The sequence below is a fragment of the Streptococcus timonensis genome, from assembly GCF_047460355.1.
In the GTDB taxonomy this organism is placed as follows: Bacteria; Bacillota; Bacilli; order Lactobacillales; family Streptococcaceae; genus Streptococcus; species Streptococcus timonensis_A.
Genome location: NZ_JASHGL010000001.1, coordinates 1 through 18,008 on the forward strand (window position 1 = coordinate 1; position 18,008 = coordinate 18,008).

The 18,008-nt window shown below is 40.8% G+C and carries 16 protein-coding genes; 11 read left to right on the forward strand and 5 right to left on the reverse strand.

The genetic code is table 11. The features are described from left to right. The 6 genes from QM941_RS00005 to folK all read left to right on the forward strand — a co-directional run. The coding region (locus tag QM941_RS00005) for a G5 domain-containing protein (RefSeq protein ID WP_414337431.1) at positions 1-702 on the forward strand (702 nt) is incomplete at its 5' end. Between the two features lie 259 nt (positions 703-961). Beyond that, positions 962-2,161, forward strand: coding sequence for a phosphoglycerate kinase (locus QM941_RS00010; RefSeq protein ID WP_414337434.1), 1,200 nt, complete (start codon positions 962-964; stop codon positions 2,159-2,161). Positions 2,162-2,457: 296 nt separating this feature from the next. Then, positions 2,458-3,402, forward strand: coding sequence for a dihydropteroate synthase (gene folP / locus QM941_RS00015; RefSeq protein WP_414337437.1), 945 nt, complete (start codon positions 2,458-2,460; stop codon positions 3,400-3,402). Position 3,403: 1 nt separating this feature from the next. Beyond that, a complete protein-coding gene (locus QM941_RS00020; RefSeq protein WP_414337439.1) occupies positions 3,404-4,702 on the forward strand; it encodes a bifunctional folylpolyglutamate synthase/dihydrofolate synthase in 1,299 nt (432 codons plus the stop codon). A 3-nt stretch (positions 4,703-4,705) separates the two neighbouring features. Then, positions 4,706-5,260, forward strand: coding sequence for a GTP cyclohydrolase I FolE (gene folE, locus QM941_RS00025; RefSeq protein WP_414337441.1), 555 nt, complete (start codon positions 4,706-4,708; stop codon positions 5,258-5,260). Between the two features lie 38 nt (positions 5,261-5,298). Beyond that, positions 5,299-6,111 (forward strand): 2-amino-4-hydroxy-6-hydroxymethyldihydropteridine diphosphokinase, encoded by an 813-nt coding sequence (gene folK / locus QM941_RS00030; protein ID WP_414337442.1) that lies wholly within the window; start codon positions 5,299-5,301, stop codon positions 6,109-6,111. A gap of 43 nt (positions 6,112-6,154) precedes the next feature. Here the strand turns inward: folK and QM941_RS00035 are convergent, their stop codons facing one another. After that, positions 6,155-6,472 carry a DUF960 domain-containing protein gene (locus QM941_RS00035; RefSeq protein ID WP_414337445.1) on the reverse strand — a complete coding sequence of 106 codons (318 nt, stop codon included), beginning with the start codon at positions 6,470-6,472 and terminating at the stop codon, positions 6,155-6,157. 196 nt (positions 6,473-6,668) lie between these two features. Between QM941_RS00035 and ccpA the strand changes: the two genes are divergently transcribed. After that, positions 6,669-7,676 (forward strand): catabolite control protein A, encoded by a 1,008-nt coding sequence (ccpA, locus tag QM941_RS00040; protein WP_414338844.1) that lies wholly within the window; start codon positions 6,669-6,671, stop codon positions 7,674-7,676. Between the two features lie 40 nt (positions 7,677-7,716). On the opposite strand, the gene QM941_RS00045 is transcribed toward ccpA, so the two are convergent. Further along, positions 7,717-8,679, reverse strand: a complete 963-nt coding sequence (locus QM941_RS00045; RefSeq protein WP_414337447.1) for an asparaginase — start codon at positions 8,677-8,679, stop codon at positions 7,717-7,719. A gap of 66 nt (positions 8,680-8,745) precedes the next feature. On the opposite strand from QM941_RS00045, the gene QM941_RS00050 reads away from it, so the two are divergent. Continuing rightward, positions 8,746-10,137 carry a Cof-type HAD-IIB family hydrolase gene (locus QM941_RS00050; protein WP_414337449.1) on the forward strand — a complete coding sequence of 464 codons (1,392 nt, stop codon included), beginning with the start codon at positions 8,746-8,748 and terminating at the stop codon, positions 10,135-10,137. Positions 10,138-10,169: 32 nt separating this feature from the next. Here the strand turns inward: QM941_RS00050 and QM941_RS00055 are convergent, their stop codons facing one another. Beyond that, a complete protein-coding gene (locus QM941_RS00055) occupies positions 10,170-10,622 on the reverse strand; it encodes a universal stress protein (RefSeq protein ID WP_414337451.1) in 453 nt (150 codons plus the stop codon). A 145-nt stretch (positions 10,623-10,767) separates the two neighbouring features. Between QM941_RS00055 and QM941_RS00060 the strand changes: the two genes are divergently transcribed. From QM941_RS00060 to QM941_RS00070, 3 genes are all read left to right on the forward strand, one after another. Beyond that, complete coding sequence (locus QM941_RS00060; protein WP_414338847.1) at positions 10,768-11,607, forward strand: metallophosphoesterase family protein; 840 nt, start codon at positions 10,768-10,770, stop codon at positions 11,605-11,607. A gap of 73 nt (positions 11,608-11,680) precedes the next feature. Then, the gene (locus QM941_RS00065) at positions 11,681-12,118 is read left to right on the forward strand and encodes an Rrf2 family transcriptional regulator (protein ID WP_414337453.1); all 438 of its coding nucleotides are present in this window, start codon (positions 11,681-11,683) and stop codon (positions 12,116-12,118) included. 66 nt (positions 12,119-12,184) lie between these two features. After that, positions 12,185-13,204, forward strand: coding sequence for a YdcF family protein (locus QM941_RS00070; RefSeq protein ID WP_414337455.1), 1,020 nt, complete (start codon positions 12,185-12,187; stop codon positions 13,202-13,204). Positions 13,205-13,351: 147 nt separating this feature from the next. Here the strand turns inward: QM941_RS00070 and QM941_RS00075 are convergent, their stop codons facing one another. Then, positions 13,352-17,206, reverse strand: coding sequence for a pullulanase (locus tag QM941_RS00075; RefSeq protein ID WP_414337458.1), 3,855 nt, complete (start codon positions 17,204-17,206; stop codon positions 13,352-13,354). Positions 17,207-17,295: 89 nt separating this feature from the next. Continuing rightward, a complete protein-coding gene (locus QM941_RS00080) occupies positions 17,296-17,874 on the reverse strand; it encodes a class I SAM-dependent methyltransferase (protein ID WP_414337461.1) in 579 nt (192 codons plus the stop codon). Positions 17,875-18,008: the final 134 nt, after the last annotated feature.

Below are 18,008 nucleotides of genomic sequence, written 5' to 3' on the forward strand. Positions count from 1 at the left end.
GACCGCCAAGAACGTCCAACCTCAGACCTCTTGTTAGGTGAACGTCGTCTAGTTCAAGCAGGTCAAGCAGGCCAGGTTCGTCGCTTCTTCGAAGTTGATGGTAAGGGTAACCGCATGCCTCTTCAAACAGAAGTAGTTAAGGAATCTGTGAATGAGATTGTTGAGGTTGGTACTAAGGTAGAAAGCCGTGTAGAGCCACTAGAAGGACCAAAAGTCTTGGAAGTTAAGGAACCAAGCCTGATAATTGAAGAAGAAACTATTGCCTTTGGACGCGAAGAACGTAAGAATCCGGACCTCTTAGCAGGAGAGCGTCACCTTGTTCAAGAGGGAGTAGCAGGACTCCGCAGAAATCTAGTTGAAGTGGATTCTGAAGGTAAACGTAGCCTTAAGGGAACAGAGGTTCTCAAGGAAGTCGTAACTGAGATTGTTGAAGTCGGTACAAAAGTAGTTCCAGTTGCACCAGAGAAACCAGAGTTACCTAATAAGGTAGTTCCAGTTGAAACTGAAAAACCAGAAGTACCTTATCAAGTGGTTCAACCAAACAAACAGGGACAAGCAAAAGCTGAGCCTAAACTTGAACAAGCAAGCAAACAAGAGTTGCCTAATACAGGTACAGTAGTAGATGAGAATCTAGTAGCTCTTGGACTAGCTGGAGTTTTAAGTGGTTTTGGCTTGCTAGCTCAAAAGAAAAAAGAAGAGTAAGTAGTCTCGTCTAACTTAATTTGAGAATAGTCAAAAAGAAAGCTTTGATTCTATTTAGAATCAAAGCTTTCTTTGTCTGGAACTTTGGGAAAATATTGGAGGGAAAAATTCTACCTAAATCAAAGATTAAGGATAAGTAGTAGTAAAATTTTTATTTGATAAACTACTGAATCTACGAAAGAAAGTATAAGGTTTTGCTATCACTTTTAATGAATTTGTGATATAATTAACACATAAAAAAATTAAGGAGTCTTTCCAAATGGCAAAATTGACTGTTAAAGACGTTGAATTGAAAGGGAAAAAAGTTCTCGTTCGTGTTGACTTCAACGTTCCTGTAAAAGATGGCGTGATTACTAACGACAACCGTATCACTGCTGCTCTTCCAACTATCAAGTATATCCTTGAGCAAGGTGGACGTGCAATCCTCTTCTCTCACCTTGGACGTGTAAAAGAAGAAGCGGACAAAGCTGGTAAATCACTTGCTCCTGTAGCTGCTGACTTGGCTGCTAAATTGGGTCAAGAAATTACGTTCCTTCCAGGTGTAACTCGTGGTGCTGAATTGGAAGCTGCAATTAACGCTCTTGAAGATGGACAAGTTCTTTTGGTTGAAAACACTCGTTTTGAAGATGTTGACGGTAAGAAAGAATCTAAAAACGATCCTGAACTTGGTAAATACTGGGCATCACTTGGAGATGGTATCTTCGTAAACGATGCATTCGGTACAGCTCACCGTGCACACGCATCTAACGTTGGTATCTCAGCAAACGTTGAAAAAGCTGTTGCTGGCTTCCTTCTTGAAAACGAAATTGCCTACATCCAAGAAGCAGTTGAAGCTCCAGAACGTCCATTCGTGGCTATCCTTGGTGGTTCAAAAGTTTCAGACAAGATCGGTGTTATCGAAAACTTGCTTGAAAAAGCTGATAAAGTCCTTATCGGTGGTGGGATGACTTACACATTCTACAAAGCGCAAGGGATCGAAATCGGTAACTCACTTGTAGAAGAAGACAAATTGGATGTGGCTAAAGCTCTTCTTGAAAAAGCAAACGGCAAATTGATCTTGCCAGTTGACTCAAAAGAAGCAAACGCATTTGCTGACTACACTGAAGTGAAAGACACTGAAGGTGAAGCAGTAGACCCAGGATTCCTTGGTTTGGATATCGGTCCAAAATCTATCGCTAAATTTGATGAAGCATTGACTGGTGCGAAAACCGTTGTATGGAACGGACCTATGGGAGTATTTGAAAACCCTGACTTCCAAGCTGGTACAATCGGTGTAATGGACGCTATCGTGAAACAACCAGGCGTTAAATCAATCATCGGTGGTGGTGACTCAGCTGCCGCAGCAATCAACCTTGGACGTGCAGACAAGTTCTCATGGATTAGTACGGGCGGAGGCGCTTCAATGGAGCTTCTCGAAGGTAAAGTTCTTCCAGGACTTGCAGCCTTGACTGAAAAATAAGAATATAGAAAAAGAGGCTGGTACAAAAGTTCTAGCCTCTCAATTGTCTTTGGTTTGTCGAGAAGGACGCAGTGGTTGAGTGGGCTCTACTACGCTGATTTCATCAGCTTTTACAACCCTACTCAACTGTGCGGAGGTGGGACGACGAAATCGAATTCTAACGAATTACCGATTTCTGTCCCACTCTTTTTTTGCGTTCTTTTAAAGTATGGGAGTACCGAGGGATAATTGGACAGAATCCAAAAAAAACAGTAAAATAGAGAAATACCAATCTAAATGAAATTTGAGTGATAATCGTGGAAAAAAGAGACAATCTTACAAAGACAGCTATTTGTGGTATTATCAATGTCACCCCAGATTCTTTTTCTGATGGGGGCCAGTTTTTTGCTGTTGAGGAAGCTTTGAAGCAGGCTAGAAAATTGATAGCTGAAGGAGCCACTATCTTAGATATCGGTGGAGAGTCTACTCGACCTGGAAGTAGCTATGTTGAGATTGAAGAGGAAATCCAACGTGTTGTTCCAGTCATTAAGGCTATTCGTCAAGAAAGTGATGTTCGGATTTCGGTAGACACTTGGAAAAGTCAAGTTGCAGAAGCAGCTCTAAAGGCTGGGGCCCATATAGTCAATGACATTACAGGTCTTATGGGGGATGAGAAGATGGCGGAAGTGGTTGCCAAAGCTGGAGCTCAGGTAGTCATCATGTTTAATCCAGTAATGGCACGCCCTCAGCACCCTAGTTCACTTATCTTCCCTCATTTTGGCTTTGGAGAGCCTTTTACACAGGAATACCTAGATGAGTTTGAGAAACTACCAGTAGAAGAATTGATGACAGCTTTCTTTGACCGTGCTCTAGTAAGAGCGGAAAAAGCAGGAATTTCGAAAGAAAAGATCATGCTAGATCCTGGGATTGGCTTTGGCTTGACCAAAAAGGAAAATCTCATACTTCTACGTGACCTTGATAAATTACACGAGATGGGCTATCCTATCTTTTTAGGAGTCTCTCGCAAGCGCTTTGTCATCAATATTCTGGAAGAAAATGGTTTTGAAGTAAACCCAGAAACTGAAGCTGGTTTCCGCAATCGTGATACGGCTTCAGCTCATGTGACCAGTATCGCCGCTAGACAGGGTGTAGAAGTTGTGCGTGTACACGATGTAGCCAGCCACAAGATGGCAGTTGAAATCGCATCAGCCATCCGTCTGGCAGATGATGCGGAAAATTTAAACTTGAAACAGTATAAATAAGATGAATAAAAACGAAACGAATCAGTGGATAGCTAACTATCGGACAGACCAACCGCATTTTGGTTTGGAGAGAATGGTGAAGCTATTAGCCCTACGTGGCAATCCTCATCTTAAGCTCAAGGTTATCCATATCGGAGGCACCAATGGTAAGGGTTCTACTATAGCTTTCTTGAAAAACCTGTTAGAAAAGATGAGTCTTAGAGTTGGTGTCTTTAGCTCACCCTATCTGATTCATTATACGGATCAGATTAGTATCAACGAGCAGTCCATCCCTGAAGCAAGATTGGAAGCACTGATAGCAGACTATCGTAGTTTGCTTGAGGATGAAGATAGAGCGAGTCTAGAGGGGACAACAGAGTTTGAGATTATCACTGCCATAGCTTATGACTATTTTGCTTCTGAGCAAGTCGACGTGGCTATCATGGAAGTTGGTATGGGTGGACTCCTGGACAGCACCAATGTTTGTCAGCCAATCTTGACTGGAATTACAACTATTGGACTAGATCATGTAGCCTTATTAGGTCATAGCTTGGAAGCCATAGCAGAGCAGAAGGCTGGGATTATCAAACAAGAAGTTCCTCTAGTGACTGGGAACATTGTCCCGGAAGCTTTGGCTGTGATTGACCGCATGGCTGATGAAAAGAAAGCTCCAAGACTAGCTTATGAGAAGGATTATCAAATCTACCACCTTGCGAGTGTGGCGACGGGTGAAGTTTTTACTTATAGCAGTTCTGTTAGACAGGGGCAATTTCAAACAAGCCTCATCGGTTTGCACCAGGCAGAAAATGCAGGAATGGCGATAGCCTTGTTAGACTCCTATTGTCAGGAGACTGGGAGAGAATTACCTGAAAATAATGTGCTAGTCCAAGCCATAGAGGCAACACGCTGGCCAGGGAGATTGGAAGTTGTTTGTAGAGAACCCTTAATGATTTTGGATGGGGCCCATAATCCCCATGCTATCAAGGCTTTGGTAGAAACTTTGCAAGAACGCTTTGAGGACTACCATAAGGAAATCCTTTTTACTTGCATTAAAACTAAGGCCTTAGATCAAATGCTAGATATGTTGGAAAACTTGCCAGATAGTGAGATTATCTTGACCCACTTTGAAGATAGTCGGGCGACTGATGAGAAAGTATTGCAGGAAGCAGCCGCTTCTCGAAACCTCAATTACAAAGCTTGGCAAGAATTTTTAGATCAAACATTAAATGTAGATGAAGAGAAAAAAACAGTTAGGATAGTCACGGGTTCCTTGTATTTCTTGAGCCAAGTGAGAGCCTATCTAATGGAGAGGAAAAACTAGAGAATGGATACACAAAAGATTGAGACAGCTGTAAAAATGATTATCGAAGCAGTCGGTGAAGATATGAACCGCGAAGGCTTGCAGGAAACCCCTGCTCGTGTAGCTCGCATGTACCAGGAGATTTTTTCAGGACTTGGTCAAACTGCAGAGGAGCACCTATCAAAATCCTTTGAAATTATCGATGACAATATGGTGGTAGAAAAGGATATCTTTTTCCATACCATGTGTGAGCACCATTTCTTGCCTTTTTATGGGAAAGCACACATTGCCTACGTACCAGATGGACGTGTTGCAGGTTTATCTAAACTTGCCCGTACGGTTGAAGTTTATGCTAAAAAGCCACAGATTCAAGAACGCTTGAATATTGAAATTGCAGATGCCTTGATGGAATATCTAGGCGCTAAGGGAGCTTTTGTTGTTATTGAAGCAGAGCATATGTGTATGAGCATGCGTGGTGTTCGAAAACCAGGAACTGCAACTTTGACAACAGTAGCTCGTGGTGTATTTGAGACTGATAAGGACCTTCGAGATCAAGCCTATCGTCTCATGGGACTGTAAACATCTGCTTAAAACCTATTTCCTAGAAAGGATTGCTTATGGATCAGCTAAAGATTAAAGACTTGGAAATTTTTGCCTACCATGGCCTATTTCCTAGTGAAAAAGAGTTAGGTCAAAAGTTTGTCATTTCTGCAACCCTATCCTACGATATGACCAAGGCTGCAACAGAGTTGGATTTGGAGTCTTCTATCCACTACGGAGAACTATGCCAAGAATGGACAGCTTGGTTTCAAGAAGAGTCAGAGGACTTGATTGAGACGGCAGCCTATAAATTAGTAGAACGTACCTTTAAGGTTTATCCAATTGTTCAGGAAATTAAACTTGAGCTGAAAAAACCTTGGGCGCCTGTCCATTTACCGCTGGATACCTGCTCTGTAACGATTAATCGTCGCAAGAGGAGAGCCTTTGTCGCCTTGGGTAGTAATCTGGGGGACAAGACTGGCAATCTTAAGCGAGCTCTTGAAAAAATGCGGGTTCGTGGCATTCATATTCTCAAAGAATCCAGTGTTTTGACAACTGAGCCTTGGGGGGGCGTGGAACAAGATAGTTTTGTCAATCAAGTGATTGAAGTAGAAACTTGGCTTCCAGTCCCAGTCTTGTTAGAGACCTTGTTAAGCATTGAATCAGAGATGGGTCGGGTCCGAGAAGTTCATTGGGGACCTCGTTTGATTGATCTGGATTTGCTTTTTGTAGAGAACCAAGTTATCTATACAGACAAGCTCATCTTGCCTCATCCTTATATAGCAGAGCGCCTCTTTGTTCTTGAGTCTCTGCAAGAAATCGCACCTCATTTTATCCACCCTGTACTGAAGCAACCCATTCGTTATTTGTATCAAGCATTGAAGCAATAAAAAAACTCTAGCTTCCTGCATATATGGCAGAGAGCTAGAGTTTTTAATATAGGTCGTTTTCTTCTGGTAGGAGAATGGTCTCCTTGCCGTCCATATCCAGTACAATGACCCTTGGTGGATAGAGTGGCTCGTAAGGGTGACTAAAGTCGAAGTCAATCATGGTGGGCAGGTGTTTGCTTGAAAAACGGAAGGTGATGGCCCCCTTGTTGTTGAGTAACTGAAAGTCCAACTCTTCTTCCAATTCAAACACATGTTTAAGGAAATGATCGATGATGAACCAAATAGAATCGATGATATCATCTGGTAGATTGGTTACGATACCAAAACTAGCTGATCGTCTATGAGAATCTGTAAAAGCCATCTATGTCTCCTATCTGGTTTTTTATTATGATACTGTAAAATATTGGAAAAATCAAGAAAAGATTATTGTAAAATAATGATGGGAAGAATATTTTTTAATAAAACTTTATTAAATGCTTGAAAATGCTTACAACAAGTGATAGAATGAAAGTGGTATAAACATGAAAACAAAATTTTCAGTAGAGAGAGGAAACGGTATGAACACAGATGATACAGTAACAATTTATGATGTTGCCCGTGAAGCGGGAGTGTCGATGGCAACTGTCAGCCGTGTTGTGAATGGGAATAAAAACGTTAAAGAAAATACTCGTAAGAAAGTATTAGAGGTTATTGATCGTTTAGATTATCGTCCTAACGCGGTAGCCCGTGGCTTGGCAAGTAAGAAGACAACAACAGTTGGGGTTGTTATCCCAGATATTACAAATACTTATTTTGCAACTCTAGCAAAAGGAATTGATGATATTGCTGAAATGTATAAATACAATATCGTCCTTGCTAATAGTGATGAAGACGATGAAAAAGAAGTATCAGTAGTTAATACACTCTTTTCCAAACAGGTTGATGGTGTTATCTTCATGGGTTATCACCTAACTGAAAAGATTCGTTCAGAATTTTCACGTTCAAGAACACCAGTTGTTCTAGCTGGAACAGTGGATGTAGAACATCAGTTGCCAAGTGTTAACATTGACTATAAAAATGCAACTGCAGATGCTGTTCGTCATCTTTTAAAACGCAACAAGAAAATTGCCTTTATCAGTGGTCCTTTAGTGGATGATATCAATGGAAAAGTTCGTCTTGTTGGTTACAAGGACGCTTTGAAAGAAGCTGGGGTTAACTACAGCGAAGGTCTTGTCTTTGAGTCTAAATACCGTTATGATGATGGTTATGCCTTGGCAGAACGTTTAATTTCTTCAAAAGCAACAGCAGCTATTGTTACAGGAGATGAATTGGCAGCAGGTGTCTTGAATGGTTTGGCAGATAAAGGTGTCTCAGTTCCTGAAGACTTTGAAATCATTACCAGTGACGATTCTCAAATTGCTCGCTACACACGACCAAATCTTACAACGATTGCTCAACCCTTGTATGATATTGGAGCAATTAGTATGCGTATGTTGACGAAGATTATGCATAAGGAAGAGCTAGAAGAAAGAGAAGTTCTTCTTCAGCATGGACTGACAGAACGTTGTTCAACTCGCAAAAAATAAAAAATAAACTCAGGAAATACTTGGATTTCCTGAGTTTTTCTTATCCTTCCATATATGTTCGAAGATCATCTCCCTTGAGACCAGCATTGATGGCGATAAGGAGTTTGAGTCTGGCTTTTTGAGCATTCAATTCTTTAACGAAGAAGACTCCAGATTTACGGAGACAAACACCACCGCCTTCGTAAGCATAAACAGGTTCTGCAATACCATTAAAACAGCGAGAAACTAGAGCGATTGGTAGTCCTTCTTGGATTAGAGTCTGCAATTTTTGAGCAGTTTCTTGAGGAACATTTCCTGCTCCAAAGGCCTGGATAATAAGGCCGTCTAACTGGTTAACAGGAAGTAGGTCAAGTAGCTCATCGGTCATACCTGCATATACAGGAATGATTGGAACCAAGCCCTTGATGGAATGGAGATCAAAACGAACACGGGGTTCAGCAGTCTTGAAATAGAGGATTTCCTGCTTCATAATGAGACCAAGTGGTCCATGTGTTGGTGTTTGAAAAGTTCCGACATTGGTCGTATGGGTCTTGGTAACGTATTTAGCAGCATGAATCTCATCGTTCATAACAACCAATACTCCCTTATCAGCAGCCTTATCATTACTTGCTACTCGCAAGGCACTGAGATAGTTGTAGACACCATCACTACCAAGTTCATTAGAACTTCGCATAGCTCCAGTCAGCACGATAGGAATTTGTGGAATTTCCATAGTATCCAGGAAATAGGCTGTTTCTTCTAGAGTATCAGTACCGTGGGTGATGACGATACCATCGAAGTTGTTGGCTTCATCTTTGATTTTTTGATAAAGGGCTAGCATGTGCTTAGGCTTGATATGGGGACTAGGTAAATTTAGAAAATCCAAAGAATGGACTTGAATTCCTTCCAGAGGATTAGAGACATGATTCATAGGATTGTCAGAGCTAGTTCTAACCACACCAGAATCATCTGCTTGCATCGAAATAGTACCGCCAGTGTGTAAAACGAGGATTTTCTTAGTCATGATTCACTCACTTTTTCTGAAATATGGTATAATCATTGTATCATAAAAGAAAGGAATGAGATAGTCATGGAAGTCAAAGCTGTATTTTTTGATATAGATGGAACGCTAGTGAATGATAGTAAGAGTGTTTTGAAATCCACTAAGGAAGCCATTAAGATTGTAAAAGACCAAGGGGTCCTTGTTGGGGTAGCGACAGGGCGAGGGCCTTTTTTTGTTAAGGAATTGATGGAAGATTTAGATTTGGACTTTGCAGTTACCTATAATGGCCAATATATCTTTAACAAAGACCGTGTTCTTTTTGCCAGTCCTATCGATAAGGGAAGTCTTAGACAAATCATCTCTTATGCAAAGGCAAATCAAAAAGAAATCGCTATGGGAACTAGACAGGATGTCGTTGGTTCTCGAATCATGTCCTTTGGTCTCAGTCCTTTATCACAATTGGTCAGTCGTTTTGTACCTAAATTTTTGACTCGGACTATCAGTAACTCTTTCAACCGTTTGGTAAGTAAAGCCGTTCCTCAAAAAGAAAAGGATTTACTGAACTTAATCAACCAACCTATATATCAAGTTCTCATGTTGATGACACCTGAAGAATCTGAACAAGCAGCCACAACACTAAACCACCTCAAGTTCACTAGAAGTAATCCCTTTGCAGCGGATATCATCAACCAAGGGAATTCTAAGTTAGAAGGAATTCGCCGAGTCGGCAAGGAGTATGGTTTTGACCTCAACCAAGTCATGGCTTTTGGCGATTCAGATAACGACCTAGAGATGTTGGCTGGTGTTGGGATGTCTGTTGCCATGGGAAATGGTAGCAGTAGTGTTAAGGAAGTGGCTAAGCATATTACAACCAGCAATCAAGAGGGGGGCATCCATAAGGCTCTTGAATACTTTGGGGTACTATCTTCTGAAAAAGTATTTGTCAGTCGTGACTACCATTTTAATAAGGTTAAGACCTTCCATCACATGATGGATGAGAGAACCCAGGAAGAACCTAAGGCCTGGGATGTTAAGGGAGCAACACATCGAGCAGCCTTTAAATTAGAAGAGCTAGTAGAGTTTGTCCGCGCCTCTAGTAATTCAGAAGATGACTTCCAGCAAGCTATTGGTGATTTGCATCAAGCTTTGGATAAGGCTTCTGAGAAAGTTTTGCAAAAAATTCCAGCTGAGACGACAATAATAGGGCAAGTAGATGCCTTGATTGATACTCTGTATTTTACTTATGGTAGTTTTGTATTGATGGGAGTGGACCCAGAGCGTATTTTCGAAATTGTCCACCAAGCCAATATGGCCAAGATTTTCCCAGATGGTAAGGCCCAGTTTGATCCAGTGACTCACAAGATTCTCAAACCTGAAGATTGGGAGGAGAAACATGCCCCAGAACCAGCTATTAAAAAGGAAATTGAAAGACAAAAGAAGGCTTATGAACGCCATAAAGAAAGAGAAAACAAGAAATAAAAAAGGAGCGAAGTCGCTCCTTTTTTTGATGTTTATAAAGTTTTGTCCTTATCTCTAACTACGAGTAAGTCTACACTGGTATGGCGGAGAATATACTCAGAAGATGAGCCAACAAGTAGCCGCTCAAAGGCATTTAGGCCTGTTGCCCCAACTAAAATCAAATCAACTTTCTCTTGATCAGGAATTGTTTTAGCTAGGAGAGTCTTTGGATTTCCCATTTCGATAACAATGGTAATATCAGTAAGTCCAGCATCTTTAGCCCGTTTTTCATACTCAGCCATCAAGTCTTGAGCTTCAAGTTGTAATTCTTCATAAACTTGAGCGTCATAAGTTGAAATACTTTGAAGAGCACGAGTGTCGATAACATGAGCAATGGTTAATTTAGCTTGGTTTCGAAGCGCGGTATGGACTCCTTTGAGAAAGGCCAAATCTGCTTCTTTAGAACCATCAATAGCGACCATGATGTTTTCATATCTTTGTGTCATAGCAAAAACCCCCTTGTTATTTTCATCTTTATTGTAACCCTTTTCACTAAAAAAGTAAAGTAAAAAACAAATGGGAAAGACGTGTTTTTTGATTTTAAAAAGGGGTCTGGTATAATGAAATTAGAGAAAATCAAGAGGAAATATGATGACAAAAATTGCTGTGCTTTCAGATATTCATGGGAATACGACGGCTTTAAACGCTGTATTAGAAGATGCCCTAAGTTTGCAGGTAGACGAGTATTGGTTGCTAGGAGATATTCTCATGCCAGGTACGGGTCGAAAAAATATTTTAGAGACCTTGGCGGATTTACCGATTACTGCTCAGGTGCTGGGAAACTGGGAATATAGTCTCTGGAGGGCTTGCCATCGAAAATTAGACGAAACCAAGCCTAGTCTACGCTATTTATTGCGCCAGTGCCAGTATATCATGGAGGAGGTTAGCCAAGAGGAAATTGATGCCTTGCAAAACTATCCTTTGCAGATTCATCGTCAGTTTGGAGACTTGACCATTGGGCTCAGCCATCATTTGCCGGACAAAAACTGGGGTAGGGAGTTAATCCATCTAGGAAAGCAGGAAGATTTTGACCGTCTGGTAACTGATCCTGCCTGTGATATTGCTGTTTATGGCCATATCCATCAGCAATTACTTCGTTATGGAAGCGGTGGGCAACTCATTCTCAATCCAGGATCCATCGGCCAGCCCTTCTTTTTATCAAGCAATCTCCGCAGGGATTTACGGGCCCAGTACATGATTTTGGAGTTTGATGAAAAAGGTTTGAAGGATGTCGATTTTCGACGAGTAGACTATGATGTCCAGGCAGAACTGCAACTAGCTAAAGACTTAAATTTACCTTATTATCAAGTTTATTATGAAAGTTTGGTCAAGGGGATCCACCATACCCATAATCAAGATTTGCTACATGAAATAGCTCAAGAACAAGGGCATGATGCCGAGTTAGATGATTGGCTTAGTAGTAACGTTTGACATTACAACTAGATAGGTTATAATAGTTAAAACAAGTAGATTGCTAAGATCTAGTTGGTATAAGGAGAAGAAGATGCAAATTTCAAGTCGATTTACCATTGCGACTCATATGTTGATCATTATTGCCCTAAAAGGGAAGGAAAGCAAGGTGACTAGCGATTTTCTAGCTAGTAGTGTTGGAGTCAATCCTGTTATTATCCGTAAAACCTTATCCCAACTGAAAAAGGCAGAGTTAATCTCAGTCGCGCGTGGAACTGGTGGAGCAGAGATTATCAAAGACCTAGAGGACATCAGCTTATTAGATGTTTACCAAGCAGTTGAATGCCTTGGAAAGACAGGTCAACTCTTTAGTTTTCATGACAATCCCAATCCAGCCTGTCCAGTAGGAGCTAACATCCATGGGGTTTTAGATGAAAAGTTAAATAAAATTCAAGAAGCTATGGAAGAAGAATTAAGCAAAACTAGTCTGGCTCGAGTAGTGGCAGATGCAGAGAGTAGGATAGAAGGATAAGAGGACCTGAGTTCCTCTTTTTTTGTGGATAATTATGATAAGATAGAATTATTAAAGGAGGAAGAAATGTATCTCGTTATAGGAATTGTATTAGCATTTATACTGTCATTTTGGAAGGATAATAGAAGTTTGTGGAATCCAGTATTATTTTTATTATCTCTCATTTCAAGTTATATTTATCTAGCCTACCTTTTTTATAAAAATGGGTATGAGAATGTTCATTTAGCTTTTTATGTATTTGCCTTTGTTTTACTCCCCTTGTTGCTTTTTCTAAGTGGTATCTCTTTACTCTATAATGGTGTTATCCTGCTGAAGCGAGAGGGACGTTCAAAGGCCAATTATCTCTCCATGCTCCTTGGAATAGTCATTTTGGTATTTTTTGCCTTGATTTCATTTCGATTGGGGAGTCAAAATGAATTATTTTACACCAATCACTTTCTAAACATTTTATTTGTATTCATTTTCTACTCTTATTTTATTTTTGGCTTTGCCTTTGTGGGTTTCATGTTGTACTCTATCTTGTATCTCTTTATTCCCAAGAGGAAGCATTATGATTTTATTATCATTCATGGTGCAGGTTTATTAGGTGGAGAAAATGTAACACCTTTGCTAAAGAGGAGAATTGATAAGGCAGTAGAAGCTTACCACAAGTCTAAGAATCCTCATATCAAAATCATAGCCAGCGGTGGACAAGGGGCGGACGAAAAGATTTCTGAGGCCCAAGCGATTACAAACTATCTGCATACGGAGACAGATGTTCCCCATGATGCGATTATTCTGGAGGACCAATCAAGAACAACCTATGAGAATCTTCTTTATTCTAAGAAGCTTGGCGAGAAACTGGTAGCAAGCCCCCAATTTCTTTTTGTGACAAATGATTATCATGTTTTTCGTACCAGTACCTATGCGCGTAAGTTAAATATGAAGGGAGATGGCTTAGGATGTCGGACAGCTGGCTACTACATTCCATCAGCCTTTATCCGTGAATTTGTAGCTTTGTGTGTAAAATTAAAGTGGCTCTTTATATTCTTCTACGGATTATTATTCCTAGCTCTTCTTTTATCCTATAAGGGAATTCTGTGGTGAGGAATTGTTAAAAACCAAGGATTTTCTAATGAGATTGTCCATGGATTTAAGCTAGGGCTACCTAGATAGTAAAAAGCAAGAACTTTTTTTGTTCTTGCTTTTTATGTGTCCTTCTACCAAGTTGCTAGATTTATAGAAACCTTAGTTTTATTTTTCCTTTCTTGATTTGAGGAAACTACCAAGTCCAAGGAGGGCTAGGAGGCTGATACCTACCAATGCAAGGAAGGAAACTTTTTCTGTTCCAGTGTTTGGTAGAACTTTTTGTGCTGGTGAGTCAGTTCTAGGTTGAGTTGCGTCAGTTTTGTTAGCTAGAGTTTGAGCGTTAGTTGAGTCAGTTTTGCTAGCTAGAGTTTGATCGTTAGTTGAGTCAGCCTGGTTAGCTAGAGTTTGAACATTAGTTGCATCAGTTTTGTTAACTAGAGTTTGACTGTTAGTTTCAGGCTTGTCTGTATTTGTTTCAGGTGTGCTTGGTTGTACTTCTGGTTTTTCTTGGCTTGAAGGGAGTACTGGAGACTCTTTAGTGATGCGCAAAACAGTAGCTGTAAGGGCATTTAACTTCAAACCATTTTCTGTCCATTTAAGACCTTGAGGGTTGGCGATTCCAACTGTTCCAGCTTGGTTTTCATCTGCCAAGACTTGAGCATTTCTCAAGTGAACAAAGTCTGTTCCTAGAGTGAATTCACGTTCTTTATCATCAGCATTGACAAAGACTGCGTAGACATCGCCGTTTGGAGCTGTAATTTGGTAGCCGATAACTACATCTTCATTTTCAACCCCATTTTGTCCTGGGACAGTAATGAGGCGAACACGCTCCTTGATATCTTGAAGACTCTTGAGTCGGAAGGCATCTGTAGATTGACGAAGAGCAATCAAGCCTTTCATGTAGTCGCGACTTTTAACATTTTCAGGATATGCTTTTTTATCTGTTGCCTTGGTCCAGTCAAACTTGTTGACAGCATCGCTAGAGTCATAAGAGTCATGGATGAAGTATGGATAGTCAAATGGATTGCCGTCCTTATCACGCAACAAGTGAGATTTGTTTGGAACCTTATCCTCTGCTACTGGAGTCTTGTAGGCTGGGTCACGGAATTGTTTAGTACGTCCATATTCCTGACCAGAGTGGATAAATGGAGTTCCTTGAGCTGTCAAGACCATGAGGTTTCCAAGTCGCAAGCGACGATGGATTTCAGCATAGTTTTCGGCCTTGCTTGGGTCTTTTTTGATAGATTGGGCAATGATGTCAAATAGAGTCAAGTTGTCATGAGCAGCGATATATTGGATAACATCTCCTGGGTTGTCCGCTTCAAAGTTGGTTGGTTGAGCAATGAGATTTTTAAAGATGGTATTGATATCGCGTTTTCCACCTGTGATAAAGGCAGGTTGGCCTTCATTTGGATAACCTGACTTGAGGTTGTTGCGGATGTCGTCTGAAAATACAGCAACAGTATCAGTGTGTTTCATCCAATCCTGGTCAGCAGGTCTAGTAGGCGTATTTTCATCACCAGCATAGGTTCTCCAACCTTCACCTAACATGATAAGGTTTGGATTGAGGGCGCGTGCAGCCTTGTAAGCTTCTTCGACAGAAGCTGCATCATGATCTCCCATCATATCGAAACGGAAACCATCTACTTTATAGGTTTCAACTAGATACTTGATAGAGTCTACCATGACGCGTTTAGACATGTAGTGGGTTGTTCCTAGACGACCACCACCAAAGCTAGTACGTGGCGAACCATCAGCATCCATGAAGTGATAGTAGTTTGGCTCAATATCCTCAAAAATGTCAACATTGGCAGTATGGTTGTATACTACGTCTAAGATAGCACCCATGCCACGTTTATGGATCTCGTTGACGAGGTTTTTAAATTCTGCGATACGTTTTTCTGGATCCTTAGGATCACTTGAGTACATACCAGTTAATGAGAAGTAGTTCTGAGGGTCATAACCCCAGTTGTAGTTACTGTTGCTTGAAGCATAATCAGATAAGCGTTCTTGGTTTTTCAATTCATTAACATAGTAGTAAGACAAGACTGGGAGGAGCTGGATATGAGTAACTCCTAGATCTTTGAGATAATCGAGCTTCTCGATAAAGGCTTCAAAGATACCAAATGGTTTAGTCAAATCTTTTGCGATGGCAGGATCTGAAGTGAAGTCGCGAACATGTGCCTCGTAGATAACAGCATCTTCGCGAGATTTGAAATTGCGAATCTTACCATAGGTCAAGTCTTGTGGACCTAGTTTTGCTGGATCTACAAAAGCAGCTTTAGCAACCTTGTGTGTTGCGTCAGTTTTTGCTAGATCGCTGTTCCAAGCTGCCAGAGATTTAGCATAAGGATCTAGTGCGAGAACAGTCTTACCTTGGCGCTCGATTTGGTAGTGGTAGTAGTAGCCGGTATAGTTGCTGATACCGAGTCCAGAGTTTGCATCCAGAGTTTGTTTCCAGGTGCCTTTTTCTCCTTTTTCAAGAGCGATGGTTCCGACTACTTTTTCAGGGTCCTTCTTGTCGTAAACAACAACTGAAACTTTATCAGCACTTGGAGACCAGAGGGTCAGATCAACACGTTTGCCATCTTCTTTAAGATTTGCACCAAGTGGACCATCGTAACTATAAGTCTCGTCTTTGAGACGCCAGCTAGAACGAGTTGTAAAGCGATCTGAATCGTAGGCAACTGTGTAAGGGTTTTGAGTGTCAGAGAAGTCACCGATGTAGGTCACTTTCTTACCTGCTTCATCAACTTCGATATCTGATATATCAACCTTGTTTCCTTGGTGGTCCGTAATACTTGAACGTTTGATGATATCCTCTTTCTTGGCTCCAACTAGTGTGGAGAAACTACTTTCGATACGAGATTTTGCCACATGTTGGGCACCAGTCATACGAATATCGTGCACGTAATAAGGGTTGGTGTAGATAGTTTCATCATCATCCTTGAGGAAGATTTGACTATGGTTCTTCAGGTCAGTGAATTTATAATCTTCTTTTCTGATTTTCACGTCATCGCCTTTCTTGCTTTCATCTAATAGTAAAAATCCAAATTCTCTAGCGGCTTCATTGAGCGGAATATCGATGTAGCGTCCGTGTTTTCCTGTTGCGGTAAAGTCTGTACCGTCAGGCCATTCTCCATTAATTGGCGTTTTAACATCTCCCCAATACCAGAGTGATTTTTGATCGTAATTTCCATCGGTGCGGAAATAGTTGACGCGGATTGTTCCAGCTGGCTGAGGTTGGTAGTTATGGACCTTGAAGTCCTCATCTAGCCAAGCTTCATTCATTTTTGGAGAGAGGCGCTCTACCGAACGGTCTCCAGTAAGGTTGTCACCTTTAGTGTTGTTAATGAGGAAGCTGATTTTCTTGGCTTGTTCATTTTTTAGTTTGATATCTAGGTAGTAGCCGTAGTCGTCTTTCTTGGCATCTTTGAAGGACTGGGCGCCATTTGGCCAATTTTCGGATGGTTTTTCAACATCGTCCCAAGTCCAAAGTCCTTGTGATTCTTGGTTTTCTTGAGGAAGTTTTTTGACATGGATACGGAAGTAGTTGTCTGCGATTGGGGTTTCAGATACAGCTTCTGCTTTTGTTTTTTCATCTAAAACTGGACGTGCAGCTACTTCAGTTTTTTTATCCTCTGAAGTTGGAGCTGGTTCGTCTTTCTTTTCTACTTGATTGCTAGAAGGGCTGGTTGTAGCAGCCTCTACTTTAGGACTTTCAGTAGTTAAAGTTACCTTAGATGCTTGAGACTTTTCTGTAGTTTTAAGGGAATCGTTTGCATTGTTTTTGCTAGAAGTTGGAGTTGGAGCTGACTTAGAATCAGTATCTGTAGGGCTTGCAACAATAGCGCTTACATTTTCTCTAGTGTTCGAGAGATTTTCATCTGCTGCAACATGAGGTGTTGCAAGAGCCAGTAGGATAAAGCTCGCTCCGATAAGGACTGAACCTGTTCCGTTTTTCAAAGAACGGATACTATAAACCATTTTTTTCTCGTGATGAGGTGATGTATTCTTCATAAAGAAACTCCTAGGATTTTATTTTAAATTTAGTATAGCATGGAGTAAAAAAATGTGCAAGCGTTTTCCTGGAAATTTATACTAAGGATTTATTTTTTGGCTGATGTTAAAAATAATTGAGAAGGGTTCCAAAGAAAGAGGTGATCTGAACTGTATAGGATTTGGCTCTTAATGTCAGAAAAACCTCCCTGTCTTAAATCCTCCTCTAGGTCAGCAATAATAAAGCCATGATGGGATTTGCTAGTCTTTGTGTAGTCAGCGATAAATAGTTGTCCCTGGTCCTTCAAGTGCCTGTGAAAGAGGGCTAGAGTCTTGTCTAGATCAGGCAGGTGATGGAGGACGCGGCTGACGATGATGAGATCAAAAGTATCTTCCAAAGGCTCTGCGAGTAAATCCCTACAAAGGAAGGTGAGATTTTGAAGCTCCTGTTTTTTAGCCTTTATCCTTGCCTGGTCCAGCATTTTATCGGCTATATCTACCAAGGTTACTGATTTGGCGTCTTTGGCGAGAGGAAGGGTAATTAGGCCAGTACCACCACCAAAGTCTAGAACAGTTTTTCCTGACAAGTCAGGGACCTGTCTTTTGATTTGCTGATAGACAAGTTGGGCGAGAAATGTATTTTTTGGAGAGTCAAATAACTCTGCTCGATGATTAAAATGTTCTTTCATGCTTTTAGTTTAACACAAAGTTAGTCATTTAAGATGAAAAGAGTTTTAGGCTTCTAGAAACTGATGAGAATATTGGGAGAAATGCTGGAAATCGTGTTATAATATTAGGATAGAATGGTAAGAAAGAGTGAATG